At 68.3% G+C, this 26,973-nt stretch carries 25 protein-coding genes; 19 read left to right on the top strand and 6 right to left on the bottom strand.

Features of this window, described 5'->3' with window-relative positions:
* The first annotated feature begins 116 nt into the window (after positions 1–116).
* From AC3A6J_RS03980 to cheZ, 17 genes are all read left to right on the top strand, one after another.
* On the top strand, positions 117–1,664 hold the full coding sequence (locus AC3A6J_RS03980; RefSeq protein WP_487858595.1) for a flagellin N-terminal helical domain-containing protein: 1,548 nt from the start codon (positions 117–119) through the stop codon (positions 1,662–1,664).
* A 149-nt stretch (positions 1,665–1,813) separates the two neighbouring features.
* Positions 1,814–3,259 carry a flagellar filament capping protein FliD gene (gene fliD, locus AC3A6J_RS03975; protein WP_487858594.1) on the top strand — a complete coding sequence of 482 codons (1,446 nt, stop codon included), beginning with the start codon at positions 1,814–1,816 and terminating at the stop codon, positions 3,257–3,259.
* A gap of 16 nt (positions 3,260–3,275) precedes the next feature.
* Positions 3,276–3,698, top strand: coding sequence for a flagellar export chaperone FliS (gene fliS, locus AC3A6J_RS03970; RefSeq protein ID WP_487858593.1), 423 nt, complete (start codon positions 3,276–3,278; stop codon positions 3,696–3,698).
* Positions 3,685–4,050 (top strand): flagellar protein FliT, encoded by a 366-nt coding sequence (locus AC3A6J_RS03965; protein WP_487858592.1) that lies wholly within the window; start codon positions 3,685–3,687, stop codon positions 4,048–4,050. The genes fliS and AC3A6J_RS03965 overlap by 14 nt, the downstream gene beginning before the upstream one ends.
* 22 nt (positions 4,051–4,072) lie before the next feature.
* Positions 4,073–5,326, top strand: a complete 1,254-nt coding sequence (gene fliK / locus AC3A6J_RS03960) for a flagellar hook-length control protein FliK (RefSeq protein ID WP_487858591.1) — start codon at positions 4,073–4,075, stop codon at positions 5,324–5,326.
* Positions 5,323–5,610, top strand: coding sequence for an EscU/YscU/HrcU family type III secretion system export apparatus switch protein (locus AC3A6J_RS03955; protein ID WP_487858590.1), 288 nt, complete (start codon positions 5,323–5,325; stop codon positions 5,608–5,610). The genes fliK and AC3A6J_RS03955 overlap by 4 nt, the downstream gene beginning before the upstream one ends.
* Positions 5,611–5,816: 206 nt before the next feature.
* Positions 5,817–6,155 (top strand): flagellar transcriptional regulator FlhD, encoded by a 339-nt coding sequence (flhD, locus tag AC3A6J_RS03950; RefSeq protein WP_487858589.1) that lies wholly within the window; start codon positions 5,817–5,819, stop codon positions 6,153–6,155.
* Positions 6,152–6,766, top strand: coding sequence for a flagellar transcriptional regulator FlhC (gene flhC / locus AC3A6J_RS03945; RefSeq protein ID WP_487858588.1), 615 nt, complete (start codon positions 6,152–6,154; stop codon positions 6,764–6,766). Before flhD ends, flhC begins: the two co-directional genes overlap by 4 nt.
* Before the next feature lie 65 nt (positions 6,767–6,831).
* Positions 6,832–7,692 (top strand): flagellar motor stator protein MotA, encoded by an 861-nt coding sequence (motA, locus tag AC3A6J_RS03940; RefSeq protein WP_487858587.1) that lies wholly within the window; start codon positions 6,832–6,834, stop codon positions 7,690–7,692.
* Between the two features lie 22 nt (positions 7,693–7,714).
* Positions 7,715–8,671: a flagellar motor protein MotB gene (motB, locus tag AC3A6J_RS03935; protein WP_487858586.1), complete on the top strand. Its 957-nt coding sequence runs from the start codon at positions 7,715–7,717 to the stop codon at positions 8,669–8,671.
* 40 nt (positions 8,672–8,711) lie between these two features.
* Entirely contained in the window at positions 8,712–10,748 is a 2,037-nt protein-coding gene (cheA, locus tag AC3A6J_RS03930; RefSeq protein ID WP_487858585.1) for a chemotaxis protein CheA, read from the top strand.
* Positions 10,749–10,771: 23 nt separating this feature from the next.
* A complete protein-coding gene (locus tag AC3A6J_RS03925; RefSeq protein WP_487858584.1) occupies positions 10,772–12,088 on the top strand; it encodes an EAL and HDOD domain-containing protein in 1,317 nt (438 codons plus the stop codon).
* 16 nt (positions 12,089–12,104) lie between these two features.
* Complete coding sequence (locus AC3A6J_RS03920) at positions 12,105–12,935, top strand: CheR family methyltransferase (RefSeq protein WP_487858583.1); 831 nt, start codon at positions 12,105–12,107, stop codon at positions 12,933–12,935.
* A gap of 2 nt (positions 12,936–12,937) precedes the next feature.
* A complete protein-coding gene (gene cheD, locus AC3A6J_RS03915) occupies positions 12,938–13,579 on the top strand; it encodes a chemoreceptor glutamine deamidase CheD (RefSeq protein ID WP_487858582.1) in 642 nt (213 codons plus the stop codon).
* Positions 13,576–14,655 (top strand): protein-glutamate methylesterase/protein-glutamine glutaminase, encoded by a 1,080-nt coding sequence (locus AC3A6J_RS03910; RefSeq protein ID WP_487858581.1) that lies wholly within the window; start codon positions 13,576–13,578, stop codon positions 14,653–14,655. Before cheD ends, AC3A6J_RS03910 begins: the two co-directional genes overlap by 4 nt.
* A 52-nt stretch (positions 14,656–14,707) precedes the next feature.
* Entirely contained in the window at positions 14,708–15,103 is a 396-nt protein-coding gene (gene cheY / locus AC3A6J_RS03905) for a chemotaxis response regulator CheY (RefSeq protein ID WP_487858635.1), read from the top strand.
* Position 15,104: 1 nt separating this feature from the next.
* Complete coding sequence (gene cheZ, locus AC3A6J_RS03900; RefSeq protein ID WP_487858580.1) at positions 15,105–15,749, top strand: protein phosphatase CheZ; 645 nt, start codon at positions 15,105–15,107, stop codon at positions 15,747–15,749.
* Positions 15,750–15,761: 12 nt separating this feature from the next.
* Here the strand turns inward: cheZ and AC3A6J_RS03895 are convergent, their stop codons facing one another.
* Positions 15,762–16,775 (bottom strand): zinc-dependent alcohol dehydrogenase family protein, encoded by a 1,014-nt coding sequence (locus tag AC3A6J_RS03895; protein WP_487858579.1) that lies wholly within the window; start codon positions 16,773–16,775, stop codon positions 15,762–15,764.
* Positions 16,776–16,876: 101 nt separating this feature from the next.
* On the opposite strand from AC3A6J_RS03895, the gene AC3A6J_RS03890 reads away from it, so the two are divergent.
* Both AC3A6J_RS03890 and AC3A6J_RS03885 read left to right on the top strand, forming a co-directional pair.
* The gene (locus AC3A6J_RS03890; RefSeq protein ID WP_487858578.1) at positions 16,877–17,779 is read left to right on the top strand and encodes a LysR family transcriptional regulator; all 903 of its coding nucleotides are present in this window, start codon (positions 16,877–16,879) and stop codon (positions 17,777–17,779) included.
* 82 nt (positions 17,780–17,861) lie between these two features.
* On the top strand, positions 17,862–19,658 hold the full coding sequence (locus tag AC3A6J_RS03885) for a monovalent cation:proton antiporter-2 (CPA2) family protein (protein ID WP_487858577.1): 1,797 nt from the start codon (positions 17,862–17,864) through the stop codon (positions 19,656–19,658).
* 19 nt (positions 19,659–19,677) lie between these two features.
* On the opposite strand, the gene AC3A6J_RS03880 is transcribed toward AC3A6J_RS03885, so the two are convergent.
* From AC3A6J_RS03880 to flhB, 5 genes are read right to left on the bottom strand one after another with little or no spacing between them, the layout of a single operon-like run.
* Positions 19,678–20,406 (bottom strand): RNA polymerase sigma factor FliA, encoded by a 729-nt coding sequence (locus AC3A6J_RS03880; RefSeq protein WP_487858576.1) that lies wholly within the window; start codon positions 20,404–20,406, stop codon positions 19,678–19,680.
* Positions 20,381–21,262, bottom strand: coding sequence for a MinD/ParA family ATP-binding protein (locus AC3A6J_RS03875; protein ID WP_487858575.1), 882 nt, complete (start codon positions 21,260–21,262; stop codon positions 20,381–20,383). Before AC3A6J_RS03875 ends, AC3A6J_RS03880 begins: the two co-directional genes overlap by 26 nt.
* Positions 21,259–23,655 carry a flagellar biosynthesis GTPase FlhF gene (gene flhF / locus AC3A6J_RS03870; protein WP_487858574.1) on the bottom strand — a complete coding sequence of 799 codons (2,397 nt, stop codon included), beginning with the start codon at positions 23,653–23,655 and terminating at the stop codon, positions 21,259–21,261. The genes AC3A6J_RS03875 and flhF overlap by 4 nt, the downstream gene beginning before the upstream one ends.
* Entirely contained in the window at positions 23,652–25,754 is a 2,103-nt protein-coding gene (gene flhA / locus AC3A6J_RS03865; protein ID WP_487858573.1) for a flagellar biosynthesis protein FlhA, read from the bottom strand. The genes flhF and flhA overlap by 4 nt, the downstream gene beginning before the upstream one ends.
* A complete protein-coding gene (gene flhB / locus AC3A6J_RS03860) occupies positions 25,751–26,893 on the bottom strand; it encodes a flagellar biosynthesis protein FlhB (RefSeq protein ID WP_487858572.1) in 1,143 nt (380 codons plus the stop codon). Before flhB ends, flhA begins: the two co-directional genes overlap by 4 nt.
* Positions 26,894–26,973 lie beyond the last annotated feature (80 nt).

The following is a 26,973-nucleotide window of genomic DNA, read 5'->3' as shown; positions in this document are numbered from 1 at the left end:
TCGGCAGACCCTGCCGATAACTAACCCAACGATGGCTTGAGTCTCACAGTGGAAGCGGGTCCAGCGTTACGGCCGATGGCCGGAGTCCACAACCTTTTGTTTATCAGGAGTCGAACATGGCGCAAGTCATCAACACCAACAGCCTCTCGCTGGTTGCTCAAAACAACCTCAACAAGTCGCAAAGCTCGCTCAACACCGCGATCGAGCGCCTGTCGTCCGGCATGCGCATCAACAGCGCCAAGGACGACGCAGCGGGCCAGGCCATTGCCAACCGCTTCACCGCGAACGTCAAGGGCCTGACCCAGGCAGCCCGCAACGCCAACGACGGCATCTCGCTCGCTCAGACCACCGAAGGCGCGCTGAACGAAATCAACAACAACCTGCAGCGCGTTCGCGAACTGTCGGTTCAGGCCGCCAACGGCACGAACTCGGGCAGCGACCTCTCGTCGATCCAGGCTGAAATCAAGCAGCGCCTCGACGAAATCGACCGCGTGTCGGCCCAGACCCAGTTCAACGGCGTGAATGTGCTCGCCAAGGACAGCAAGCTGACGATCCAGGTCGGCGCCCACGACGGCGAAACGATCGACATCAACCTCAAGGAAGTCACCTCCAAGACGCTCGGCCTGGGCAACATGGACATTTCCAAGAAGTCGCTCGACCTGTCGACGGTTTCCGCTTCGGCAACGACCACGGTGAAGCCGGGCTCGACCGGCGCGACCACCTCGGTGAACCTCACGGCCGTCGACAGCGCTGCCGCCAGCTCGTACACCGTGTACGTGGACGACGGCGACGCCGACACGCTGTATGTGTCGGACGACGCCGGTACGACCTTCTACGCCGCCACCTACGACAGCGCTTCGGGCACGCTGGCATTCGACGGCTCGACCCCGCTGGGCGCCGCACCGACCGCCACGCTGGCTGCCGCCGGCCAGGAAATCTCGGCCGGCAACGGCGCAACGGTGAATGTCGACAACGTGACGGCCGTGAACTCCGACGCGGCTGCCGCGATCGAGATGTACGTCGACCAGAACGGCGACTGGTTCGTGTCGAAGGATTCGGGCGCCACGGTCATCAGCGCCGACTTCGACGCTGCCACCGGCCAGGTGAGCTACGACAGCGGCGACTTCGCCACTGCCGCGGCACCGACCACCGGCATTTCCGATGCGATCGACAGCTACGAAGTGCCGCCGGTCGCGGTGCCCGCCGTCACGGCCAACCTGTCGGGCCTGCCGTCCGCTTCGGTCGGTTCGTCGCCCACGCTGCATGCCGTCACCAATGCCGACGGCAGCGCCGGCGGCTACGTGGTGAAGGGCGAGGCCAATGGCGCCGAGGTGTACTACAAGGCCAACGTGGCCGACGACGGCACCGTGACGCTGGGCGAACAGTACAACGCCGACCCGCTGGCCGCCATCGACGAAGCCCTTGCCGGCGTCGACGAACTGCGCAGCCAGCTCGGTGCGGTGCAGAACCGTTTCGAGTCGACCATCACGAACCTGAACAACACGACCAACAACCTGTCGGCCGCACGTTCGCGTATCGAAGACGCCGACTACGCAGTGGAAGTGTCGAACATGACGCGCGCCCAGATCCTGCAGCAGGCCGGTACCTCCGTCCTGGCGCAGGCCAACCAGACCACGCAAGGCGTCCTCTCGCTCCTGCGTTGATCGTCTCCTAGCAACCCACGCGCTTCGCGTGCCTGCCGCAAGGCAGGTGCGCGGCGCAGACGCAGGGCCCCGGCCCTTGCGTCTGCGCTTTTCTCTGCGGCTTCCGCTGGAGGCCGCAGAGAAAAGCGAAACACCGAGAGAAAGAAAAAATGCCAGTCAGCAGCATCGGCGTCGGCTCCGGCCTTGAACTGTCCACCTTGCTCGCGCAGCTCGAGAAAGCCGAGAGCCAGCCGCTCGTGGCGATCCAGCAGCGCGCGACCAGCTACACCACGAAGCTCTCGGCCTACTCGCAGATCCAGAGCGCGCTCAACACGCTCAAGACTGCCGGCGACAAGCTCGCCGACCCGGCCTTCTTCAAGACGGTGAAAGCCTCGGTCAGCGAGACCACCGTGCTGAGCGCCGCCACCAGCGAGACCTCGGTTGCGGGCAGCTATGCCATCGACGTGTCCCAGCTCGCGCAGTCGCAGTCGCTGGTGTCGGCCGGCCAGGCCGACGCCAAGGCCAAGATCGGCACCGGCACGATCACTATCAATTTCGGCGCCATCACGGGCGGCACGCTCGATGCCGGCACTGGCCAGTACACGGGCGCGACCTTCGCGGCCGATGCCGAGCGAAATCCGGCGCAGATCACCATCGGCGAAAGCACCAACTCGCTGGAGGGCATCCGCGACGCGATCAACAAGGCCAATGCCGGCGTCACCGCGAGCATCATCAACGACGGCAGCGGCACGCCCAACCGCCTGGTGCTGGTGTCTAGCGAGTCGGGCGAGACCTCGACCATGCAGATCTCGGTGACCGGGGATGCCGCGCTGCAGAACCTGCTGGCCTTCGACCCGGCCGGTACGCAGACCATGAAGCAGACCACGGTCGGTCAGGACGCCAAGCTCAAGATCAACGGCATCGACATCGTGAGCGCGTCGAACACCGTCTCCGAGGGAATTCAGGGCACGACGCTGACGCTCGCGAAGACCGGTACCACCAATCTGAAGATGACGAGCGACACCTCGGCGGTGTCGGCGGCCATCACCGCCTTCGTCACGGCCTTCAACACGCTGCAGAGCACTGCGACCAAGCTCACGGCCTACGACGCCGACAGCAAGACCGGGGCCGCGCTGATGGGCGACCAGACGCTGCGCAACCTGATGACCGAGGTCCGGCAGACGCTCACCGCCGCTCAGGCGGGCGGGCCGAACGACATCAAGGTGCTGACGGAGATCGGCGTGGGGTTCCAGAAGGACGGCACGCTCGCGGTCGACGCGACCAAGCTCGCCAATGCACTCAGCAAGAACCTCGGCGGCGTCGCGAACCTGTTCTCCAGCGCGACCGACAGCACCGCCGGGTACGGCAAGCAGATCGGCGCGCTCGTGACCCGGCTCACGTCGTCGAGCGGCGCGCTCACGACGGCCACCAACGGCGTCAACACCACGCTCGAAGACCTCAGCGACCAGTACAACGCCGTGCAGGCACGCGTCGAGTCGACGGTCGAACGCTACCGCGCGCAATTCACGCAACTCGACGTTCTGGTCAACAGCCTCAACAACACCATGGCCTACCTCACGCAGCAGTTCGATGCCATGAACGGCAGCAGCAAGTAGGTCCAGAAAGCCGCCGATGTACACCTCCCACACTTTCCGAACCGGCGCCAGTGCCTACTCACGTCTCGGCGTGGAAACGCAGGCCATGAGCGCCTCGCCGCACCAGCTCATCGCGATGCTGTTCGACGGCGTGGCCACGAGCATCGGCCTGGCGCGCCACCACATGGCGACCGGCGACATGCTTGCCAAGGGCAAGGCGATCTCGAAGGCCATCAACATCGTGGACAACGGCCTGAAGGCCGGCCTCGATGCCCGGGCCGCGGGCGCCGCCGGCACCGAGCTGGTGGACAACCTGACGGCGCTCTACGACTACGTGATCCGCCGCCTGCTGCACGCGAACCTGCACAACGACGCCAAGGCGCTCGGCGAGGCGGAGTCGCTGCTCGGCAACATCGCTTCGGCCTGGCGCGAGATCGGGGGCGGCCATGGCGGCAACTGATTCGATGCACGCGCAGCAGGCCGTGCCGGCGCGCGAGGAGCTTATCCGCTGCTACCGTGAACTGGCCTCGACGATGTCGCTCATGGCGGCGTTGACGCGCGCCAAGGACTGGACGCGGCTGCCCGAACTCGAGGCCCGCTCCACGGTGCTGGTCGAGCGGCTCAAGGCCGTCGGTACGGTGCCGCTCGCGGCGGAAGACCTGGCGCATGTGCGCGCTTTGATGGCGCGCATCGACGCCGACAAGGCGGAGGTTTGCAGCCTTGTCAAACCGCAGCTGGAGATGCTGATGGCCAAGATGGCGCAGCTGCACAAGCGCAGCGATCTTGACAAGGCCTACGGCCTGCCGCACTGATCGCCACGCCCCACCCACGACCATGAACAGGCCGGTTGGAACTCCCGATGCCGCGCACGCAACGAAGCTTGCCGCGTTGCGGCCGGACCTCGCTGCGCTGCAGGCCGAGGTCGGGACCAGCGTGCCCGCGAGTGCGGTGGCCGAAATCCAGAAGGTCAAGAACGATGTCCGGCTGCCGTCCCAGGCCATGCACGCGGCGCTGCTGGCGGCAGAAGCGCAGCCTCCCGCGCCCGCGCAGCCACCCGCGGGCGGGCCGCGCTCCATCGAGACGCAATGGTCCGTCGCGGCTCGCGCCATCGGCGCGGTGCTGGCCGACTTGCAGGCCGATCCCGAGCCGGTGCGGGGCAGTGCGCCCCTGTGGGCGTCGGCGCAGAAGGCTCCGCCCGCCCCCGTGCTGGCGGCCGCGCTGGACAAGGCACTGAGCGGCAGCGGCTTGTTCTACGAATCGCACCTGCTTGAGTTCGCGATGGGCCTGCGCAGCGTGGCGCAACTCGCCGACGAGCCGCAGATGCACCTGACGCGGCAGCAGCAGCCGGAAAGCGCCGGTGCGAAACCGCAGCCTCAAGCGCAGCAGGCGGCACAGGCACAGCTCGCTGCGGCGGTTGCGCAGGCGCCGGCGCTGCCGGGCGCTACCGCGGCGGCCGCGCCATCGGGCACTGCACCGCGCGGCGAGCTTGCGCAGGCACCTGCCCCGGCCGTGGTCGGCCCGAATCAGGCGCCCGGCACGCCGACGCACCTTGCGGCGCTGCCGGCCGGGGATGCGCCCGGGTTGCCCGGCGAGCGGGTCGCCGCCGAGGCCGGTGCGTCCTCTGCGCGTGCTGCCGCTGCAGCACCGGCGCTCGAGGTGATCCATCCGCAAACCACCGCGCTCGTGCACCAGCAGCTCGACCTGCTCGCCACGACGGTGTTCCGCTGGACCGGCCAGGCCTGGCCCGACGTGCCGATGACCTGGTCGGTAGAGCCCGAAGACGGGCCGCCCGCCGATGAAGCGGAGGCACACGGGGCCAGCGAAGCGCAGGCGCCGCGGCGCTGGGTCACCACGGTGTCGCTGGCGCTGCCGAGGCTCGGCGCGGTCGATCTGCGGCTGAGCCTCCTGGGCGAACAGGTGCAGGCGCAGCTCGCGGCCAGCGAGGCCGGAGCGCTCGCGCGGCTGCAGGGCGGCGGCGGCGAACTCGGCCCCCGCCTCGAGGCCGCGGGCCTGCGCCTGCAGGATCTGCAGATCACGGCCATGCAGGCCCGGGATGCGGCGCCTGCCGTCGGGGAGCTGCATCAATGACCACCGCAGGCCCCGAAAGCCCGCGCCAGACCGCGGTCGCGCTGTCCTATGCGGACCCTGCGAAGGCGCCCGTGGTGGTGGCCAAGGGCTACGGCCTCACCGCCGAATCGATCCTGCGGCAGGCGCGCGAGAACGGCGTGTACGTGCACGCCTCGCCCGATCTGATCCGACTGCTGATGCAGGTCGACCTCGACCGCCAGATCCCGCCGCAGCTCTACCTCGCGGTGGCCGAGGTCCTGGCCTGGATCCATGGCATCGAGCAGTCTGCAAAGGTGCCCCGATGATCAATGTATTTTCATTGAAACCTTCTGTTACTGAGAACCAGTCGCATTGCTCCGAAGGGGCGTCGTGCGTTTGCAACAAAAGATTACAGCCAGTTGTAGCCCCGTTTACAGTTTGCCTGGCTCGGGAAGTTACAAAGTTTAACTAGGTGGGAATAATTCACACCAGGACATGAACAACGGAGTGCATCTTGCAAACGGATAACGTAATGAATGCGGCGAACGGCGAGATCTCGCGCGAGATCGGTGACGTCAACCTCGCCTACATGCTGCTGGCCCAGAAGCTCGTCAAGCAGGACCGCGTGGCGGCGATGTTCCGCCTCGGCATCAGCAGTGAACTCGCGGACATGCTCGCGGGCATGTCGCTGGCCCAGATCCTGAAGCTCGCGGCGTCGAACTTCCTGCTCTGCAGCTTCCGCCTGAACGAGCACGCCTCGATGTCGGCTGTGGTCGGCGAGGGAAAGGACAGCACGCTGCAGCAGGCGCACATGTCGATCCTGATGTCGGCCCGTACGCTGCAGATGCAGAAGGAAGCGGTAGCGGCATGACGCGCAAGACCGTCCTTGGCGAAGTGCGGGAAGTCCAGCTCGCCATCGAACTGATCGGGCTCGGCGCCCGGCTGCAGTTCCTCGAGGCCGAGGTCGGCCTGAGCCGCGAACGGCTGATCCGGCTCTACAAGGAGATAAAGGGCGTTTCGCCGCCCAAGGGATTGCTGCCTTTTTCGACCGATTGGTATATGACTTGGCTGGCGAATATCCATTCGTCGATGTTCTATAACATTTACCAATTCATGAAGATTCATTCCGATGAAGAAAAGGTCTGGATCCTAATTAAAAGCTATAAATTGTATTTGCAGCAAATTGCCGCGCAAGACAGCGAGCCAATTCTGGATTTCACGCGCGCCTACACGATGGTGCGTTTTTTCGACAGCGACATGCTGCAACTGAGCACCTGCAGCCGGTGCGCGGGGCAGTTCATCGCGCATGCGCACGACCACAAGAACGGGTACGTGTGCGTGCTTTGCCGCCCGCCCTCGCGCGCAGGCAAGGCGCGCGGCGCAAAGCGCAGCGGCGACGCGGCAGTGGTGGTGCCGACACGGAGCGGGGAAGGCATGGGTTTGGGTGTGGGGCAGGCGCTCGAGGCGGGCGCGCTCCACTGACATGGACCCTGCCCGGTTTGGGCGGGGCTTTTGAATCGACGCCTCAAGGGCAGTAGGGGAAGCGTGTGCTCCTTTTGGTTGGTTATCTGGTGGTGATCGGCGCCGTGTTCGGCGGCTATGCATTGATGGGCGGGCACTTCGGCGTGCTGTTCCAGCCCGTGGAGCTGCTGATGATCGGCGGCGCCGCGCTGGGCGCCTTCATTGCCGGCAACAACGGCAAGACGATCAAGGCCACGCTGAAGGAACTGCCGCTGCTGCTGCGCTCGTCCAGGCACAACCGCCAGCTCTACCTCGACCTGCTCGCTCTGCTCTACGAGCTGCTCGCCAAGGCGCGCAAGGAAGGGATGATGAAGCTCGAGACCGACGTGGAAGACCCGTCGCAAAGCGAGATCTTCAGCCGCTATCCCAAGATCCTGGCCGATGCCGGCGTGATGGAATTCCTTTGCGATTACCTGCGCCTCGTCATCAGCGGCAATACCGATGCATTCGAGATCGAGGCGCTGATGGACCACGAGATCGAGACCATCAAGCACGAGGCCGAGATCCCGATGCACAGCCTGGCGCGCGTGAGCGACGCGCTGCCCGCGCTCGGCATCGTGGCCGCCGTGATGGGCGTGGTGCACGCGCTGGCCTCGGCCGACCTGCCGCCCTCGGAAATGGGCGCGCTGATCGCCCACGCGATGGTCGGCACCTTCCTGGGCGTGCTGCTGGCCTACGGCTTCGTCGCGCCGCTCGCGTCGCTCATCGAGCAGAAGGTGGCCGAGGGCATGAAGATGTACCAGTGCGCCAAGGTGACGCTGCTTGCGAGCCTCAACGGCTATGCACCGCAGCTCGCGGTGGAGTTCGGCCGCAAAGTGCTGTTCTCGACCGAGCGGCCCAGCTTCACCGAGCTGGACAGCCACGTGCGCGAAGTCAAGGCGCGCTGACGCGGGCGGAGCACACACAGTCATGAGCGCGGAAAAGCACAGGATCGTCGTTCGGCGGGTGGCCGGACATGGCGGCGGCCACCACGGCGGCGGCTGGAAGATCGCCTATGCCGACTTCATGACCGCCATGATGGCGTTCTTTCTCGTGATGTGGCTGCTCTCCAGTTCCTCGCCGAAACAGCGCGAGGGCATTGCCGAGCATTTCCGGATGCCGCTGATGGTGGCCTTGAGTGGTGGCGAGAAAAGCAGCACCAGCGTGAGCGTGATCCCCGGTGGCGGCATGGACCCGAGCACGCGCGCCGCGGGCGAGGTGCGCCAGGCCGATGCCGAGGAAGAAGCCGACGCGGACCGTCTCGCGAGCATGAAGGAACGGCTCGACAAGCTCATCGAGTCGAGCCCGATATTCAAGCAGTTCCGTTCGCAGATCCTGATCGACATCACGACCGAAGGGCTGCGGCTGCAGATCGTGGACAGCGAGAACCGCCCCATGTTCGACCTGGCGAGTGCGCGGCTGGTGCCGCACATGCGCGCGATCCTGCGCGAGCTCGCGCCCGCGCTCCACGAACTGCCGAACCGCATCACGCTGTCGGGCCACACCGATGCCATCGTCTACAGCAACGGCGACCGCTCGTACGGCAACTGGGAGCTGTCGGCCGACCGCGCGAACGCGTCGCGGCGCGAACTGGTCATCGGCGGCATGGAAGAAGGCAAGGTGCTGCGCGTGGTGGGCCTGGCCGACAGCATGCACATCGACCGCGCGAATCCGCGCAACCCGATCAACAGGCGCATCAGCATCATCTTGCTGAACCGCCGCACGCAGCAGCAGATCGAGCACGAGAACGGTGGTGGCGGCGCCAGCGTTGCCGCGGCGCTGCCGGCGGCCCCGCGGGCGCCGTCTTCGCCATCTTCGCCGCCGCTCTCGCCCACCGACAACGTCAAGCTGACTTCGCAAGAGTCGGCGGCGCCCAAGCACCCCTAGAAATGATGCCGGCGCACGCAGCAGCCGGTCCGGAGCAACGATGGATCTCAGTCAATTTACCCAGGCCTTTTTCGTCGAAGCCGTCGAGCTTCTGGCGCAGATGGAGCAATTGCTGCTCGAGCTCGACGCCGAGGCGCCCGACAGCGAGCAGCTCAACGCCATCTTCCGTGCCGCGCATTCGATCAAGGGTGGCGCGGCCACTTTCGGCTTCGTGGCGCTGACCGACACGACGCACCTGCTGGAGACCCTGCTCGACCGTGCGCGCCACGGCCAGCTGAACCTGAGCCGCTCGATGATCGATTCATTCCTGGAAACGAAGGACGCCTTGCAAGACCAACTGACCGCCTACCAGGCCGAGACCGAACCCGACCCCGAGCGGGTGGCCCACATCTGCGAGGTGCTGCGCCAGCTCGCGCTCGAAACCGAAGGCGGCCGCGCTGTAGCACCGGCACCGGCGCCAGCGCCCGTGGTGGCCGCCGTTGCTGCTGTTGCACCCGCTGCGGTGCTCGCGGGCGCGGGACAGGGCGCGCTGCGCATCCGTTTCTCGGGCCTGTCCGACAGCGAATGCGAGCTGCTCGCCGAAGAGCTTGCGAACCTCGGCAAGCTGCTGTCGCGCACGCGCAGCGCCGACCAGATGACCGTGGTGCTCGAAACCAGCTGCGCGCCCGACGACATCACCGCCGTGTGCTGCTTCGTGATCGACGAGTCGCAGATCGAGATCACGCGCGAAGCCGCCGTGGCTGCCGATGCGCCCGTCGCCGTGGCGCCGGCGGCCGCGCCGGCCGCAGCGTCACCGGCGCCCGCGTCGCCCAGGGCCGTGCCGGCCGCCGGCGCGCCGGCAGCGGCCGCCGCCAAGGATTCGGGCTCGATCCGCGTCGACGTGGAGAAGGTCGACCAGCTCATCAACCTCGTGGGCGAACTGGTGATCACGCAGTCGATGCTGACGCAGGCGGCCACCATGCTCGACCCGGTGGAGTGCGAGCGCTTCCTCAACGGCCTGGGCCATCTGGAGCGCAACGCGCGCGACCTGCAGGAATCGGTGATGTCGATCCGCATGATGCCGATGGACTACGTGTTCAGCCGCTTCCCGCGCGTGATCCGCGACGTGAGCGCAAAGCTCGGCAAGCAGGTTCGCCTGGACACCTTCGGCAAGGAGACCGAACTCGACAAGGGCCTCATCGAGCGCATCATCGATCCGCTCACGCACCTGGTGCGCAACAGCCTGGACCACGGCATCGAGACGCCGGACCAGCGCCTTGCCAAGGGCAAGGAGGCCGAAGGGCAACTGCTGCTGTCGGCGCAGCACCACGGCGGCAACATCGTGATCGAGGTGAGCGACGACGGCGCCGGCCTGAACCGCGGGAAGATTCTCGCCAAGGCCATGCAGCAGGGGCTCCCGGTGACCGAGACCATGCCCGACGACGAGGTGTGGCAGCTGATCTTCGCGCCGGGCTTCTCCACGGCCGAGCAGGTCACCGACATCTCGGGCCGCGGCGTGGGCATGGACGTGGTCAAGCGCAACATCCAGGAGATGGGCGGCCACGTCGAGATCAGCTCGCGCGAGGGCTGGGGCACCACCACCCGCATCGTGCTGCCGCTGACGCTAGCCATCCTCAACGGCATGTCGGTCAAGGTCGGCAGCGAGGCCTACATCCTGCCGCTGAGCTACGTGATCGAGTCGCTGCAGCCGCTCGCCGAGCACCTGCATTCGATCACCAGCGACGGCCACGTGATCAAGGTGCGCGGCGAATACCTGCCGCTGATCGAGCTGCACCGCGTGTTCGACGTGTCCGGCGCGCAGACCGACCCGACCGCCGGCATCCTGGTGATCGTGCAGGCCGACGAGTCGCGCTTCGCGCTGCTGGTGGACGAGCTGCTGGGCCAGCACCAGGTGGTGGTCAAGAACCTCGAGACCAACTACCGCAAGGTGCCGGGCATCTCGGCCGCCACCATCCTGGGCGACGGCAGCGTGGCCTTCATCGTCGACGTGGGCGCCATGCCACGCATCCAGCGCGCGCATGCGGTGCGAAGCTCGGCGCTGGCCCATGCGGCCCGGCAAGATACGGTGGCCGCTTGAACCCATCGGGAGTGACAAGCGCCATGCGTTTCGATTTTTTCCGGCGCTCCGGCGCCGAGAAGACAGTGGCGGGCGGCGCGCAGCGCCTTGCCCTCCCGCGCAGCGCCGACGGCTACGTCGCCTACACCCTGCTGCTCGACGCCCAGAAGCGCGTCGGCGGCTACAAGCTCACCTGGCGGCCGGCCGTGCCGGCCGCGCTGGCGCCCGACGCGGTCACGCAGTTCAAGTTGCTGCTGGCCTGCGTCACCGAGCACCTGGGGGAGCCGACCGCGCCCTGGAAGCTCGGCCACAGCGAACTGTTCTTCGAGGTCGATGCCCAGACGCTCGCGCTGGGTGCGCTGCAGTCGCTCGCGCCCGAGTACACGGTGTTCTGCCTCGGCCTGGCCGACCTGTCCAACGAGGAGCTCCGGCCGGTGCTGATGTTCCTGCGCGAGCAGGGCTTCAGCTTCATGCTCTGCGGCGCCGAGGCGCTGCCCGCGGACCCCGAGCTGCGCGGCCTGGTCACTCATTTCGACGTGGGCAACGGCGACCCGGCGCGGATCGCGGCCATCCGCGGCGCCGAGCAGCCGGGCCATGCGCCCATCCAGCCGATCGCCACCTGCATGGCGTCGTGGGCGGCGTTCGAGGCTTGCGCGCCCGACCGCGTCGATGTCTTCCTCGACGCGCGCTGCGGCTTTCCGCCGCCGGTGCCGCGGCGCGGCGGCCAAGGCCATGCGCTGCAGCCCGAATCGATGCTGATCGTGCGGCTGCTGCAGATGATCCAGCGCAACGAGGACCTGCGCGAGGTCGAGGCCGCGCTCAAGCGCGACGCCGCGCTGACCTACCGGCTGCTGCGCCACATGAACTCGCCCGCGGTGGGCGCCGGCGTCGAGATCCATTCGCTGCATCACGCGGTGACGATGCTCGGCTACTCGCCGCTGTTCCGCTGGCTGTCGATGCTGCTGGCCACGAGCAACGCGGCGGGCAGCCCGCCCTTCATGATGAAGAAGGCGATCCTGCGCGGGCGCTTCGTCGAACTGATGGGCGAGGTCATGCTGCCGCCCGGCGAAGCTGACAACCTGTTCGTGGTGGGCATGTTCTCGCTCATTGACCGGCTGCTGGGCGTTCCGATGCAGGAGGTGCTCTCGCAGGTGCAGCTTCCCGGCGCGGTGCAGCAGGCGATCCTGTCGCGCGAGGGCGTGTACGGCCCCTTCCTGGCACTGGCCGAGGCCTGCGAGCTGGGCACCGGCGAAGCGGCCCATCTGGCCGAAGCGCTGCTGCTCGGCGCCGATCAGGTCAACGCGGCCCATCTTCGAGCGCTGGCGTGGTCGCACGACCTGACCCTGACCGAAGCCCACTGACCGAACGAGCCCGCGCATGACATCGACCGCTTCCGAATTCGTCTTCACCGACAGCGACTTCTCCCGCATCCGCACGCTCATCCACCGCCGCGCCGGCATCGCGCTGGGCGAGCACAAGCGCCAGATGGTCTACAGCCGGCTGTCGCGCCGGCTGCGCGACCTCGGGCTGCCGGAGTTCTCGACCTACCTGGCCCAGCTCGAGGACAGCCGCGACGGCGACGAGTGGCAGCTCTTCATCAATTCGCTGACCACCAATCTCACGTCGTTCTTCCGCGAGGCGCATCACTTTCCGGTGCTCGCCGACCTGGCGCGCAAGTGCAGCCAGCCGGTCACCGTGTGGTGCGCGGCGGCCTCGACGGGCGAGGAGCCCTACTCGATCGCGATCACGCTGATGGAGGCGCTCGGCGAGCGTGCCACCACGGCGCGCATCATCGCCACCGACATCGACACTTCGGTGCTGGAGCGCGCTGCGGCCGGCGTCTTCACGATGGAGCAGGCCAGCCGCATGCCGCCCGAACGGCTGCGGCGCTTCTTCAACAAGGGCACGGGTGCCAACGCCGGCAAGGTGCGGGTGCGCCCCGAGGTCGCGGCCATGGTCAAGTTCTCGCGGCTCAACCTGCTCGATGCGTCGTGGCCCGTGAAGGAGCCGGTCGACGCGATCTTCTGCCGCAACGTGATGATCTATTTCGACAAGCCGACGCAGAAGAAGATCCTCGAGCGTTTCGCGCCGCTGCTCAAGCCGCAGGGCCTGCTGTTCGCGGGCCACTCGGAGAACGCATCGCTCGTCAACCAGGCCTTCAAGACCGTCGGGCAGACCGTCTACGCACTCGGAAAGGCGCGGGTGTGACCATGGCAGCCGTTCGGGAGAGGGCGTCGTCGGGCGCAGCCGCGGCCGTGCCAGCGTCGCTGGCCACGCATCACTACTTCGACCGCGACTTCGATTGCCAGGCGGTGAAGCTGCTGCCGGCCGAATATTTCGTGACCGATGCGGGCGTGCTGCTGACGACGGTGCTGGGCTCCTGCGTGGCGGCCTGCATCACCGACGTGGAGGCCGGCGTCGCGGGAATGAACCATTTCATGCTGCCCGACGATGCCGAGGCCGATCCGCGCAGCCAGGTCGAGTCGATGCGCTACGGCGGCTATGCGATGGAGGTGCTGGTTGCCGAGATGCTGCGCGCGGGCGCGCGGCGCGACCGGCTCAAGGCCAAGGTCTTCGGCGGTGCTGCGGTGCTGGCGAACATGACCATGCTCAACATCGGCGGGCGCAATGCCGACTTCGTGCTGCGCTACCTCGAGAAACAGCGCATCGTGGTGGCCGCGCAAGACCTGCGCGGGCTGCATGCGCGCCGCGTGTGCCTGCAGCCGGCCAGCGGCAAGGCCGTGGTGCGCAAGCTGCGCGCCAAGGACGACATTCAGGCGGTCCAGCGCGACGAGGGCGAACTCCTGCGCAGATGGTCCGCCACATACGGCAAGGGAAAGTGGATCGCATGAAGAAGATCAAGGTGGTTTGCGTCGACGACTCGGCGCTGATCCGCAGCGTGATGACCGAGATCATCAACGCCCAGAGCGACATGACGGTGGTGGGCACCGCGGCCGATCCGCTGCAGGCACGTGACCTCATCAAGGCCACGAACCCCGACGTGCTCACGCTCGACGTCGAGATGCCGCGCATGGACGGGCTCGAGTTCCTCGAGAAGCTCATGCGCCTGCGGCCCATGCCGGTGGTGATGGTGTCGTCGCTGACCGAGCGTGGCTCGGAGATCGCGCTGCGCGCGCTGGAGCTCGGCGCGATCGACTTCGTGACCAAGCCGAAGCTCGGCGTGCGCGACGGGCTGCTGAACTACACCGAGCTGATCAGCGGCAAGATCCGCACTGCGGCGGCGGCACGGCTGCTGCCCGGGCGCCACGGCGCCTCGGCCAAGACCGCGCAGGACGCGGTGCAGGAGCCGATGCTGCGCAGCCCGCTGCTGAGCACTGAGAAGCTGATCATCATCGGCGCCTCCACCGGCGGCACCGAGGCCATCCGCGAGGTGCTGCTGCCGCTGCCGCCCGACGCACCGGCGGTGCTGATCGCGCAGCACATGCCGCCGGGCTTCACGCGCTCGTTTGCGCAGCGGCTCAACGGCCTGTGCCGCATCACGGTCAAGGAAGCCGAGCACGGCGAACGCGTGCTGCCGGGCTATGCCTACATCGCGCCGGGCGGCTTCCACCTGTCGCTCGCCCGCAGCGGCGCCAACTACGTGGCCCAGCTCGACCAGTCGCCGCCCGTGAACCGCCATCGGCCCTCGATCGACGTGCTGTTCGATTCGGCGGCGCGGCATGCGGGGAAGAACGCGATCGGAATGATCCTGACCGGCATGGGCAAGGACGGCGCCGAAGGCCTGCTGCGCATGAAGCAGGCGGGGGCACACACCTTCGGGCAGGACGAGGCGAGCTGTGTCGTCTTCGGCATGCCGCGCGAGGCGATCGCGCTGGGCGCCGTGGACGAGGTGGTGTCGCTGGACGAAATGGGGCGGCGCGTGCTGGCCCACCTGCGCACCTTCGGCGAGCGCGCGAACCGGGTTTGAGTGAGAGAACAAGCAAGCGAACGATTTGATTTACTGGAGCTGAAGCATCGTGATAGACAAGAGCATCAAGATCCTGGTCGTGGACGACTTCCCGACCATGCGGCGCATCGTGCGCAACCTGCTGAAGGAACTCGAGTTCCTCAACGTCGACGAAGCCGAGGACGGCGCGGCCGGCATCGAGAAGCTTCGCGGCGGCAACTTCGGCTTCGTGGTGTCGGACTGGAACATGCCGAACATGGACGGCCTGACCATGCTGCAGACGATTCGTGCCGATCCCGAGCTCGGCAAGCTGCCGGTGCTGATGGTGACGGCCGAAGCCAAGAAGGAGAACATCATCGCGGCGGCGCAGGCCGGCGCCAACGGCTACGTGGTCAAGCCCTTCACGGCCGCCACGCTCGAGGAAAAGATCAACAAGATCTTCGAGAAGCTGCAGAAAGAGGCGGTGTGAGATGAGCCAGCATGCGCTCGAACATGTGGAGCACGCCAACACGGCCGAGGAGCTGCTCGGGCGCATCGGGCAGCTGACGCGCCAGCTGCGCGACGGCCTGCGCGAACTCGGCCTCGACAAGCAGGTCGCCAAGGCCGCGCAGGCCATCCCCGACGCGCGCGACCGCCTGGGCTACATCGCCAGCATGACCGAGCGGGCCGCGCACCGCGCGCTCAACGCCATCGACCTTGCGCAGCCGCTGCAGGAAGACCTCGCGAGCAACGCCAAGGGCCTGACCCAGCGCTGGGACGAATGGTTCGCCAACCCGGTCGAGCTCGACCAGGCGCGCCAGCTCGTGATGGACACGCGCGGCTACCTGAGCGATGTGCCGCAGAAGGCCGGCGCGATCAACGCGCAGCTGATCGAGATCCTCATGGCGCAGGATTTCCAGGACCTCACGGGCCAGGTCATCAAGAAGATGATGGAAGTGGTCAACGACGTCGAGACGCAGCTGCTGCAGGTGCTGATCGACAACTCCCCCGCCGACAAGCGCCACGAGCCCGAAAGTAACAGCCTGCAGAACGGACCGCAGATCCACGCCGACAACCCCGAGGCCGTGACGGGGCAGGCGCAGGTGGACGACCTGCTCGAGAGCCTCGGGTTCTGAGCCCGGCCGTGCTCAGACCGTGAGCACGACTTTGCCGGTGTGCGCTGCGCGCTCGAGGTACGCATGCGCCTGGGCCACGTCGGACAGCGCGAAGCTGCGGTCGATGTGCACGCCGAAGCGACCCTCCGCGAGGCCCGCGTCGATGAACTGCAGCGCGCGCCGCAGCGCTGCCTCGTCGCGCGGCAGCCCGAGGCTCGCAGAGCCGGTGAACTCGAGCACCTTGTAGACATGGAAGCGCCAGCTGCGGCGGAATTGCGCCGTCACCGGGTAGCTGAGTTCGGCGCCGCCCGACAGGCCGTAGAGCAGGTACCAGCCGCGCGGTGCCACCGCCTCGCCGAGTTGGGTGAACATTGGGCCGCCCACGCCGTCGTAGACCAGGTCCACGCCGCGGCCGCCGGTCGCGCCTAGCACGCGGCGCACCACGTCTTCCTCCTGCGTCGCCACCACCTGCGCCGCGCCGGCATCGAGCAGCGCCTGCCGCTTGGCTGCGGTGCGTGTGGTGGCGATGGCCACGAGGCCCGCGGCGCGCGCCATCTGCAGCGCGGCCAGGCCGGTGCCCGACGAGGCGCCGGTCACGAGCACGGTGTCGCCGCGGCCGAGGCGCGCGATCTCGAACAGTGCGAAGTAGCCTGTGAGGTAAGCCATGTAGGCGCTCGCGGCCTCTTCGGCCGACAGGTTCGGCGGATGGCGCACCACGTGCGTGGACGGAAAGATGATGCGCTCGCCATACGTCGGGTAGCGGCCCTGGTGCGCACCCGGCAGCAGCGCCACGCGGTCGCCGGCGACGAGGCCCTGCACGCCCGGCCCCACGGCCTCGACGATGCCCGCCGCCTCGTTGCCGAGGCCGCTCGGCAACTGCGCGTCTTCGATGTAGAGCCCGCGCCGCCACAGCACGTCGGCCCAGTTCAGGCCGACGGCATGCACCGCGATGCGGACCTCGCCGGCGCCGGGCGCCGGCACCGGCATGTCTTCGAGGGCGAGCACCCCGGGGCCGCCGAAGTCGTGGAAGCGAACCATTCTTGCCATGTCGATCTCCTTTGCGGTGAATGTAGGCATGGCGTCATCGGATGGGAAATCGACAGATCACATAATCGCCATGCGCCTTATCGATCGTGGATGTACCCCTGGTGAACCTCGCTGAACTGAACCGCATCGACCTCAACCTGCTGACCGTGCTCGCGGCGCTGATGCGCGAGCGCCATGTCAGCCGCGCGGCCGATCGGCTGCACATCGGCCAGCCCGCGGTGAGCCATGCGCTCGCCAGGCTGCGCGCGCTCACGGGCGATGCCCTGTTCGTGCGGCAGGGGCGCGAGATGGTGCCGACGCCGCGCGCCGAGGCGTTGATGCAGGGCCTCGGTCCGGCGCTCGAACAGATCGAGGCGGCGCTGCGATCCGGACCGGCATTCGACCCGGCGCTGGCACAACCGGTGTTTCGCGTCGGCCTGACCGACGACCTCCAGATCGCAGTGCTGCCGCAGCTGCTGCACCTGATGCGCGCCGAGCTGCCGCGCGCGCGGCTCGTCGCATCGACCGTGAGCCACCGCGATGCGATGCGCCAGCTGCAGGACGGGCGCGTGAGCACCGTGCTGGCCTACCTGCGCGACCTGCCGGCCGGCGCCCGCGTGCGGCGCGCCGCCACGGCGCGCTATGCGGTGCTGCGCGCCGATGCCGACCCGGCCCCGCTGACGCTCGACGCGTTCTGTGCGCGCCCGCATGCACTGGTGACCTTCGCCGAAGACCTGCGCGGCTTCGTCGACGATGCACTGGAAGCGCTCGGCCGACAGCGGCAGGTGGCGGTGTCGCTGCCGCAGTTCGGCAGCCTGCCGGCGCTGCTGGCCGGGACCGACCTGCTGGCCACGGTGCCGACCTACGTCGCCCACGCGCTGTGCGCAGCGGGCAGCCTGCGCTGCGAGCCCCTGCCGTTCGAGAGCCCGCGCTACGAGATCACGATGTGCTGGCGCGCGCCGGCGGACAAGGACCCGGCCGAAGCATGGCTGCGCGGCGCGCTGCTGCGCGCGCTCGCGGACTGAGACGCTGAGACAATGGCGGGCGCGCAAGGGGCCCCGAGGGCCCCTTTGTGCATTCCTGGATTTCAATACGGAGGAATTTTGCATGGCTGTCGAAGGAAGCGCGGGCGACCTGGTCAACGTCGTGATCTTGCTCGGCGCCGCCGTGGTGGCGGTGCCTCTGTTCAAGAAGATCGGTCTCGGGTCGGTGCTGGGTTACCTGGCAGCGGGCCTGGCCATCGGGCCCTTCGGGTTCAAGCTGTTCAACGATCCGCAGGCGATCCTGCACGTGGCCGAACTGGGCGTGGTGATGTTCCTGTTCGTGATCGGGCTGGAAATGCAGCCTTCCCACCTGTGGAGCCTGCGCAAGCAGATCTTCGGCCTGGGCAGCCTGCAGTGCCTGGTTTGCGGCTGCCTGTTGACGCTGGTGGGCATGGCATTCGGCTTTCCGCTGGCGGTGTCCTTCATCAGCGCGATGGGCTTCGTGCTCACGTCGACGGCCATCGTCATGCAGTTGCTGGGCGAGCGCGGCGACATCGCCGCGCCGCGTGGGCAGCGCATGGTGTCCATCCTGCTGTTCGAAGACCTGCTGATCGTGCCGCTGCTGGCCCTGGTGGCCTTCATTGCGCCACCGGCGCTCGATGCCGCCGCCGTTGTGCCCTCGCGCTGGGGCGTGATCGGACTGGCGCTGGGTGCGCTGGCAGCGCTGGTGGCCGCAGGCATCTGGCTGCTGAACCCGTTCTTCCGCGTCCTGGCCAACGCGAAAGCGCGCGAGGTCATGACCGCTGCCGCGCTGCTCGTGGTGCTCGGTGCGGCGCTGCTGATGCAGCTGGGGGGCCTGTCGATGGCCATGGGCGCGTTCCTGGCCGGCGTGCTGCTGTCGGAGTCGACCTTCAGGCACCAGCTGGAGGCCGACATCGAGCCCTTCCGCGGGCTGCTGCTGGGGCTCTTCTTCCTTGGCGTGGGCATGTCGCTGGACCTGGCGGTCGTGGGCCGCAACTGGCAACTGATCGTGGCCGGCGTGGTGGCGCTGATGGCGACCAAGGCCGCCTGCATCTACGTCGTGGCACGCCTTGCCAAGAGTTCGCATGCCGACGCGCTGGACCGCGCGGTGCTCATGGCGCAAGGCGGGGAATTCGCCTTCGTGCTGTTCGCGGCCGCCCTGGGTGCGCGCGTGATCGACGCCACGGTCAATGCCAACATGACGGCCATCGTCGTGCTCTCGATGGCGTTGACCCCGCTTGTCGTGCTGCTGCACCAGCGCTTCGGGCCGCGCGCCGCGGTGTCGATGGAGGGCGTGGAAGCGGTCAACGGCCAGCAGGGGAAGGTGCTGGTGATCGGCTTCGGCCGCGTCGGCCAGATCGCCAGCCAGGGCGTGCTGGCGCGCGGCGCCTCGCTCACGGTGATCGACAACGACACGCAGGTCATCCGCGACGCGCAGTCGTACCTGGGCTTCAAGGTCTACTACGGCGACGGCGGCCGGCCCGATGTGCTGCACGCCGCCGGTGCGCACACCGCCACCGCCATCCTGGTCTGCGTGAACGACAAGGCCGCGGCGACGCGCATCGCCGAGACCGTCAGGGCCCAGTGTCCGCACTCGCGCGTGCTGGTGCGGGCCTACGACCGCGAGCACGCGGTGGAGCTGGTCAAGACCGATCCGACGGCCACCGTGGTGCGTGAGACCTTCGAATCGGCGATGAAGATGAGCTACGAAGCGATGCTGGCCACGGGCGCGACGGTGGATGAAGCCACCGCGGTGATCTCGGACCTGCGCCGGCTGGATGGCGATCGCTTCGACCTCGAGGTTGCAGGCGACGCATTCGCCGGCCGTGCATTGCTGCAGGCCGGGCTGCGAAATGGCGGCAAGCGCGATGCCGGCGGCGCGGAAGCGCCTGCGGTCTGAGCGCGCCGATGCACCGCCCCTAGAGCACGTCCTTCAGGTGCGCCCGCAGCCGGCTGATGGCCTGGCTGTGCAGCTGGCACACGCGCGACTGGCTCACCTCGAGGATGGCGCCGATCTCGCGCAGGTTGAGCTCTTCCTCGTAGTAGAGGTTCAACAGCAGCTGGTCGCGTTCGGGCAATGCGGCGATCGCGTCGACGAGCTTGTGCCGGAAGCCCGAGGCCATGAGCTGCGCGAGCGGATCGTCGTTGCCGGCGCCGTCGTTGCGCGCCTGGCGGTCGAGCCAGGCGGTGTCTGACTCGCCGTCGTGCGCAAAGTCTTCCACGTAGAGCAGCTGGCAGCCCTGGATCTCCTGCAGCAGCGACTGGTACTCGTCGAGTTCCATGTCGAGCGCCTTGGCGATCTCGCCCTCGGCGGCCGGGCGCCCGAGCTGGTGCTCGAGCGCCTGGATCGCCTGCTCGACCTTGCGCGACGACTGCCGCAGGCCGCGCGAACCCCAGTCGCTGGCACGCAGTTCGTCGAGCATGGCGCCGCGGATGCGCTGGCTCGCGAAGGTCTCGAACTGCGCGCCGCGGTTGTCCTGGTAGCGGGTGGACGCATCGAGCAGGCCGATCATGCCGGCCTGGATCAGATCGTCGAGCTCCACGCTGGCGGGCAGCTTGGCCAGCATCTGGAGCGCCATGCGGCGCACCATCGGCTGGTGCTGCTTCAGCAGATGCGATTTCTCAAACGTTCCCTGTGCGGTATACACGGTCGTCCTCTTCCTCGTTGGCGGGTTCCTGCATCAGGCCGTCGGCGCGCCAGAGCGCCGTTCCGGCGTCCTGCGGCCGCACGGCCGGGCGCCACGGCCACTGCGTGACGGCGGCGGCGATGACGCGGAAATCCACGGCGGCCGGACTGGTCGGGAAAGCCTCCACGACGGTCTGTCCGAGCCGCCGGGCGGCGGGCATGTGGGGGTCGGCGCGCACCCAGCCGGCGGGCTGCATCGAGACCGCAAGGTAGCGGCTGCCGGTGTCGACCAGGTTGGCCATGCTCTGGCGTGCGGCCTCGGGCTCGGCGACCTGGTTGATCAGCAGCCGGAGCTGGCGCACGGCGTGCGCGTAGTGCAGCCGCTTGATGCCCGAATAGGTGGCGGTGATCGACGCCGGGTGCGGCTGCAGCACCACCACCAGTTCGTCGGCCATGCGCGCGAGCGGCGACAGGTTGCCGACGCTGTCGAGCGCCGCATCGACCAGGATCACGTCGCCGCGCCACAGCAGGCGCGGATCGGTGTGGTCGGGCTGCGCGCCGGGCAGCGCCGGCAGCACCCCGACGCCGCACGGCGTGCGCGCTGCGGCGCCTTCGCAGGTCAGCCGATGGGCGGCCACGTCGGCCAGCGTGCCGAGCGGGTCGACGACCCATTCGGCAGCGACCGAGTTCTCCCCGGCGCCGTGCTCGTCGAGCAGCAGAACGTCCTTGCCCATGTGGGCGAGCGCCGCACCGAGGTTCATGGCCGCGGTGGTGGTGCCTGGCCGGTGCCCCATGCTCGCCAGGGCGATGAGGCGCGCGGACGACTGCGCCAGCAGCCGTCGCAGCCCATCGGCTTGATCGAGGACCAGCTTGCTCACGTGTCCAGCGCCTCCAGCAGCAGGAACAGCTTGCTCACGCCGGCGTAGAGCACGTTGCCAGAGACCGGGCGCCCCACGCGTGCGGCGCGGCCGGTGAGCTGCACCAGCAGCGCACGCGTGCGTGCGGCCCAGTCGCCCTCGGCCTGCAGCAGGCGCCAGACGGTGGTCGTGACCTGGCCCGCGATGAGCAGGCGCTTCATCATGTGGGGGTCGCCGGCCTCGCCGAGTCCGCCGAGCGCCGAAAGGCCCTGGCGCAGCAGGCGGAAGCAGGGCTCGGCCTCGGCGGCCCAGGCCTGCCACTGCGCGAGCTGGGCGAGCGGCACCTCGGCACCGATGTTGCAGAGCGCATGGCCCTGCGCCAGCACCTTGCGGCTGCGCGCATCGATCACGCGGGTGGCGATGCAGCGCAGGCCGGGCAGGCCGCCGTCGGTGCGCAGCGTAACGTGGGCCTGCGCTTCCATCTGGAGCGCGGGCCGGCCCTTGAAGACCACAGCGCGGGCTTCGCCGTACGCGAAGTCGAGGCCGTTGAGCGTGGCGTATTCGCCGGTGCGCGGATCGGTCACCGCGGTGGAGGCGGGCACGCGCGCGAGCCACTGCTGGCGCTGGACCTGCCACTGCAGCATCAGTTCGGCCGAGGGCAGCCGCGGCAGCATGTGCACCACGGTCTTGTCGCCGAAGTCCTGCTGGCGCAGCCACTGCACCTGCCGCACGCCGGGCTTGCGCCCCGGGTCGGCGGCATGGCGGGTGGCGGCGGTGGAGAGCCACTGGTTGGGCGCTGCGAGCGGCATGCCGCTGCGGTCGGACAGCAGCAGGCTGCCCTGGCAGTGGTAGGCGTCGCTGCTCTCGTCGGACTTGAGGCCGACCTGGCCGCTGAGCGCGAGCAGATGGGTGTCGCAGCCGTTGGCGATCTCGCTCGCGGCATGCGCCATGAGGGACTGCAGCACCGCCTTGTGGCCGATGTCGTCGTCGGCGGCCTGGCGCCAGAGTGCACGCGCCTGCGCGAAGCCCAGCGGTGCGGCGCCGAGCGCCTTGGCGGCGGTCGCCACTTCCTGCGCGTCGTGCGCCATGGCGCTGATCAGCCGGCTGTAGCGCAGGCGCTGCTTTTCGGCGTCGGCCTGCGCCGACGAAGCGGCGGCGCCCGCGGCGGCGGCTGCGTCGTTCAGGTCGCCTTCGCCCGGCACGAACAGCGCGCTCGCGCTGTTGGCCTGGAAGGCGCTGTCCACGAGCTGGGCGCGGTCGGCGCGCATCAGGTTCTCGGGCACCTTCTGGCCGCACGAGACGTAGTGCACCGGCAGGCGGTGGCGGATCACGGTGTCGATCAGCGCGCCCGGATGGGTGGCCTCGTCAACCTTGGTGAAGATGCAGCCGGCGAGTTCGCTGTCGCTGCCGTGGCGGTAGGCGTGCACCACCTCGTTGAGCGTGTCGCCGTGGCTGGTGGCGTTGAGCAGCAGCAGCCGCTTTACGGGGCGGTGGCTGTTGCAGAGCATCGCGATCTGGTCCGAGACGGCGCGGTCGCGCTGGCTCATGCCGACGGTGTCGATCAGCACCATGTGCTTGTCGCGCAGGTCATGCAGCACAAGGTGCAGGTCGGCCGCGTCCTTCACCGCATAGACCGGCACATTGAGGATCTGGCCGTAGATGCGCAATTGCTCGTAGGCGCCGATCCGGTAGCTGTCGGTGGTGACCAGCGCGAGCTTGTCGGCGCCGAAGCGCATCACGCAGCGGGCCGCGAGCTTGGCGGTGGTGGTGGTCTTGCCGACGCCGGTGGGGCCCATCAGCGCATAGACGCCGCCCTGCGCGAGCAGCGCGTCCTCGTCGCCCAGCACGGGCAACGTGCGGATCAGTTCGGAGCGCACGAAGGCCATGCCCTCGGCGTGGCTCTGGCCGGTGGGCAGGTGTTCGAGCATCGCCTTCGACAGGCGCGCACTGAAGCCGGCGCCGAGCAGCGCGCGCAGCAGGCGCCCGCGCATCGGGTCGCGGCGCTGCTTCTCGCTCCAGGCCACACCGGCGAGCTGCTCCTCGATCATGCAGCGCATCGAGTGGAGTTCGCCGAGCACGCTGTCGGCCGCGATGACGGCGGGGGCCGGTGCCGGTGCCGGTGCCGCCTGGGCGGCGACGGGCGGTGGCGGGGTGAGCGCGAAGACGGGGCTGGCGGGGGCAACGGGCGCCACGGTCACGGCGGGCGCGGGTGCCGGCGAGACCGGCGCCTGCGCATGCACCGCGTCCACGTCCTGCTGCACCATGGCGACGATCTCGACGCCTTCGGCAACCACGCGATTGGTCAGCACGATGGCTTCATCGCCGAGCGCTTCGCGCGCCATGCGCAGGGCCTCCCGGCTCGTGGGCGCGACGAACTTGCGTGCGCTGGTCCGGACGTCTGTGTGCGTGTTCAAACTCTTCCTCCGATGGTGGCGGTGATCTTGATGTTTCGGGTGTCAGGAATCTCCGCATGGGAGAGAACCTTGAGCTGGCGGAAGCTGCGCCGCAGGAAGCGGGTGAGCAGCACGCGCAGCGAATGCTGGACGACGAGCACCGGCGCCAGGCCCAGCTGCTCCTGCCGCGCGATGGCGGCGCGGGTCTGCTGCATGAGGCTGTTGGCGAGGCCGGGCTCGATGCCGTTGTTGTTGGCAAGCGCCTGGTGCAGCACGCCGTCGAGCGCGCCGTCGAGGCCGATCACCTGCAGTTCCGAGTCGCCCGGGAACAGCTGCTGCACGATCGCGCGGCCGAGCGCCAGGCGCGCGATCGAGGTCAGCTCGGCGGCCTCCTTGACGCTCGGCGCATGCTCGGCCATCACGTCGAGGATGGTGCGCATGTCGCGGATCGGCACCTCTTCGTCGAGCAGGTTCTGCAGCACCTTGTGCAGCGTGCTCAGCGACATGACCTTGGGCACGAGGTCCTCGGTCAGCTTGGGCTCGGTCTTGCCGATCTGGTCGAGCAGCTGCTGTACTTCCTGGCGGCCGAGCAGCTCGGCCGCGTGCATCTGGATCAGGTGGTTCAGGTGCGTGGCCATCACCGTGCAGGCGTCGACCACCGTGTAGCCCATGACCTGCGCCTCCTGGCGCAGCGCCGCGTCGATCCACACCGCGGGCAGGTGGAAGGCCGGGTCCTGCGTCGGCGTGCCGGGCAGGGTGCCGGTCACCTGGCCGGGGTTGATTGCCATCCACTGGTTGGGGAAGGCCTCGCCGCGGCCGATCTCCACGCCCTTGAGGCTGATCACGTAGGTGTTGGGCGGGATCTCGAGGTTGTCGCGAATGTGGACCACCGGCGCGAGGAAGCCGAGCTCCTGCGCGATCTTCTTGCGGATGCTCTTGATGCGGCCCAGCAGCTCGCCGTTCTGCGTCTGGTCGACCAGCGGGATCAACCGGTAGCCCACTTCCATGCCGAGCGGGTCGACCAGCGCCACGTCGTCCCAGGTGGCCTCGGGCGATTCGGCTGCCGGCATGGCCTGCACCGCAGCCGCAGCCGCGGCCGCGGCCTTCTCGGCGGCTGCGCGCGGCGCGCGCTGCTGGACGCGCCGGCCCAGCCAGGCCAGGCCGCCCGCGATCAGCAGGAACGCGAGGTTCGGCATGCCCGGGATCAGGCCCATCAGGCCGACCAGGCCGGCCGTGAGAAAGAGCACCTGCGGGTTGGAGAACAGCTGGCCCGTGAGCTGGCCGCCGACGTCCTCGTCGGTGGTCACGCGCGAGACGATCACGCCGGCCGCGGTCGAGATCACGAGCGCCGGGATCTGCGCCACCAGGCCGTCGCCGATGGCCAGCAGCGTGTAGGTCGTGCCGGCGGTGGCGAAGTCGAGGTTGTGCTGGAACATGCCCACCACCAGGCCGCCGATGATGCTGATCACCAGGATCAGCAGGCCCGCGACCGCGTCGCCGCGCACGAACTTGCTCGCGCCGTCCATCGAGCCGTAGAAGTCGGCTTCCTGCGCCACCTCGGCGCGGCGCTTGCGAGCCACGTCCTCGCCGATCAGGCCGGCGTTGAGGTCGGCGTCGATCGCCATCTGCTTGCCGGGCATCGCGTCGAGCATGAAGCGCGCGCCGACCTCGGCGATGCGGCCCGCGCCCTTGGTGATCACCATGAAGTTGATGATCACCAGGATGATGAACACCATCACGCCGACCGCGAAGTTGCCGCCCACCAGGAAATGGCCAAAGGCCTCGATCACCTTGCCCGCTGCGTCGGGGCCGGTGTGGCCATGCATCAGCACCACGCGGGTCGAGGCCACGTTGAGCGACAGGCGCAGCAGCGTGGAGAACAGCAGCACCGCCGGAAAAGCGGCGAAGTCGAGCGCCTTCATGGTGTACATGCTCACCAGCAGCACCATCACCGACATCGCGATGTTGAAGGTGAACAGCAGGTCCAGCAGGAACGGCGGCAGCGGCAGCACCATCATGCTCATGATGAGCACGATCAGGATCGGGCCGGCAAGGCCTTTCCACTGGGCGCCTGAGAAGAGTTGCGCCGGCAGGCGCGTGAGGTTCGCCATCGCGTTCATGCAGTGTCCGGTGTGTATTCGAGCGATTTCGGAATCGGCAGGTCGGCCGGGGTGCGCGGCGCGTCGCCGCCTTCGGCCTGCCAGCGCTTGAGCTGGTAGACCCAGGCCAGCACCTCGGCCACCGCGGTGTAGAGGCCGGCGGGAATCTCGTCGCCGAGCTTGGTGTGCTTGAACAGTGCGCGCGTGAGCGGCGGCGCTTCCAGGATCGCGACCTTGTTCTCGCGCGCGATCTCGCGGATGCGCGCGGCCACGAGGTCGGAGCCCTTGGCCACCACGCGCGGCGCGCGCATGTCGTTGTCGACGTACTTCAGCGCCACCGCGAAGTGCGTCGGGTTGGTCACCACGATGTCGGCTGTGGGCACCTCGGCCATCATCCGGCGGCGCGCCATCTGCTGCTGCTGGCGGCGGATCTGCGCCTTGATGTGCGGGTCGCCTTCGCTTTCCTTGTGCTCCTTGCGCAGGTCCTCGCGCGACATGCGCAGCTTGCGGTGGTGGCTCCAGAGCTGGAACGGCACGTCGACCAGCGCCACCAGCAGCAGCGTGGCCGCGATCAGCAGGCAGTTATGCGCCACCAGGCTCATCATCTTCGGCAGCGCGGTGCGTTCCGACTGCGACATCAGCGACGAGACCTCGTCCATGTTGCCCATGATCACGAGCCAGGCCACGCCGCCGATCAGCAGCGACTTCGCCAGTGCCTTGACCAGCTCGGACAGCGACTGGAAAGAGAACATGCGCCCGATGCCCGCGATGGGGTCGAGCTTGCTGAACTTGGGTGCTGCCGCCTTGGCCGAGAGCAGCCAGCCGCCGAGCATCAGCGGGCCGGCCACCGCGGCGATCAGCATCAGGCCGAACAGCGGCGCCAGCGCGACCAGCGCCTCGACGACCATGAGCCCGGCGCGTGCAAGCATGTGGGCCGGGTCGAACGCCGTAGCGCGGTCGAAGTGCAGGCCCTGGACCAGGGCGCCTTGCATGGTGTCGCCGAGCGACCCCGAGGTCAGCCAGAGGCCGGCACCGGCGGCGCCCAGCAGCACGAAGGTGGAAAGCTCGCGCGAACGGGCAACGTTGCCTTCCTCGCGCGCCTTTTCCAGGCGCTGCGATGAGGCAGGTTCGGTTTTTTCGAGATCGCTTTCTTCAGCCATGGGTGCTCCGGGCGAGCGTCGGCGGCACGGCGCCTGCTCATGGCTGATTGTTCGTTCGGGCGCCTCCGGACAATCGGTCG

It is taken from the genome of Variovorax sp. Soil_C_39 (assembly GCF_057656815.1).
This window is presented reverse-complemented; position numbering and strand designations above follow the sequence as displayed.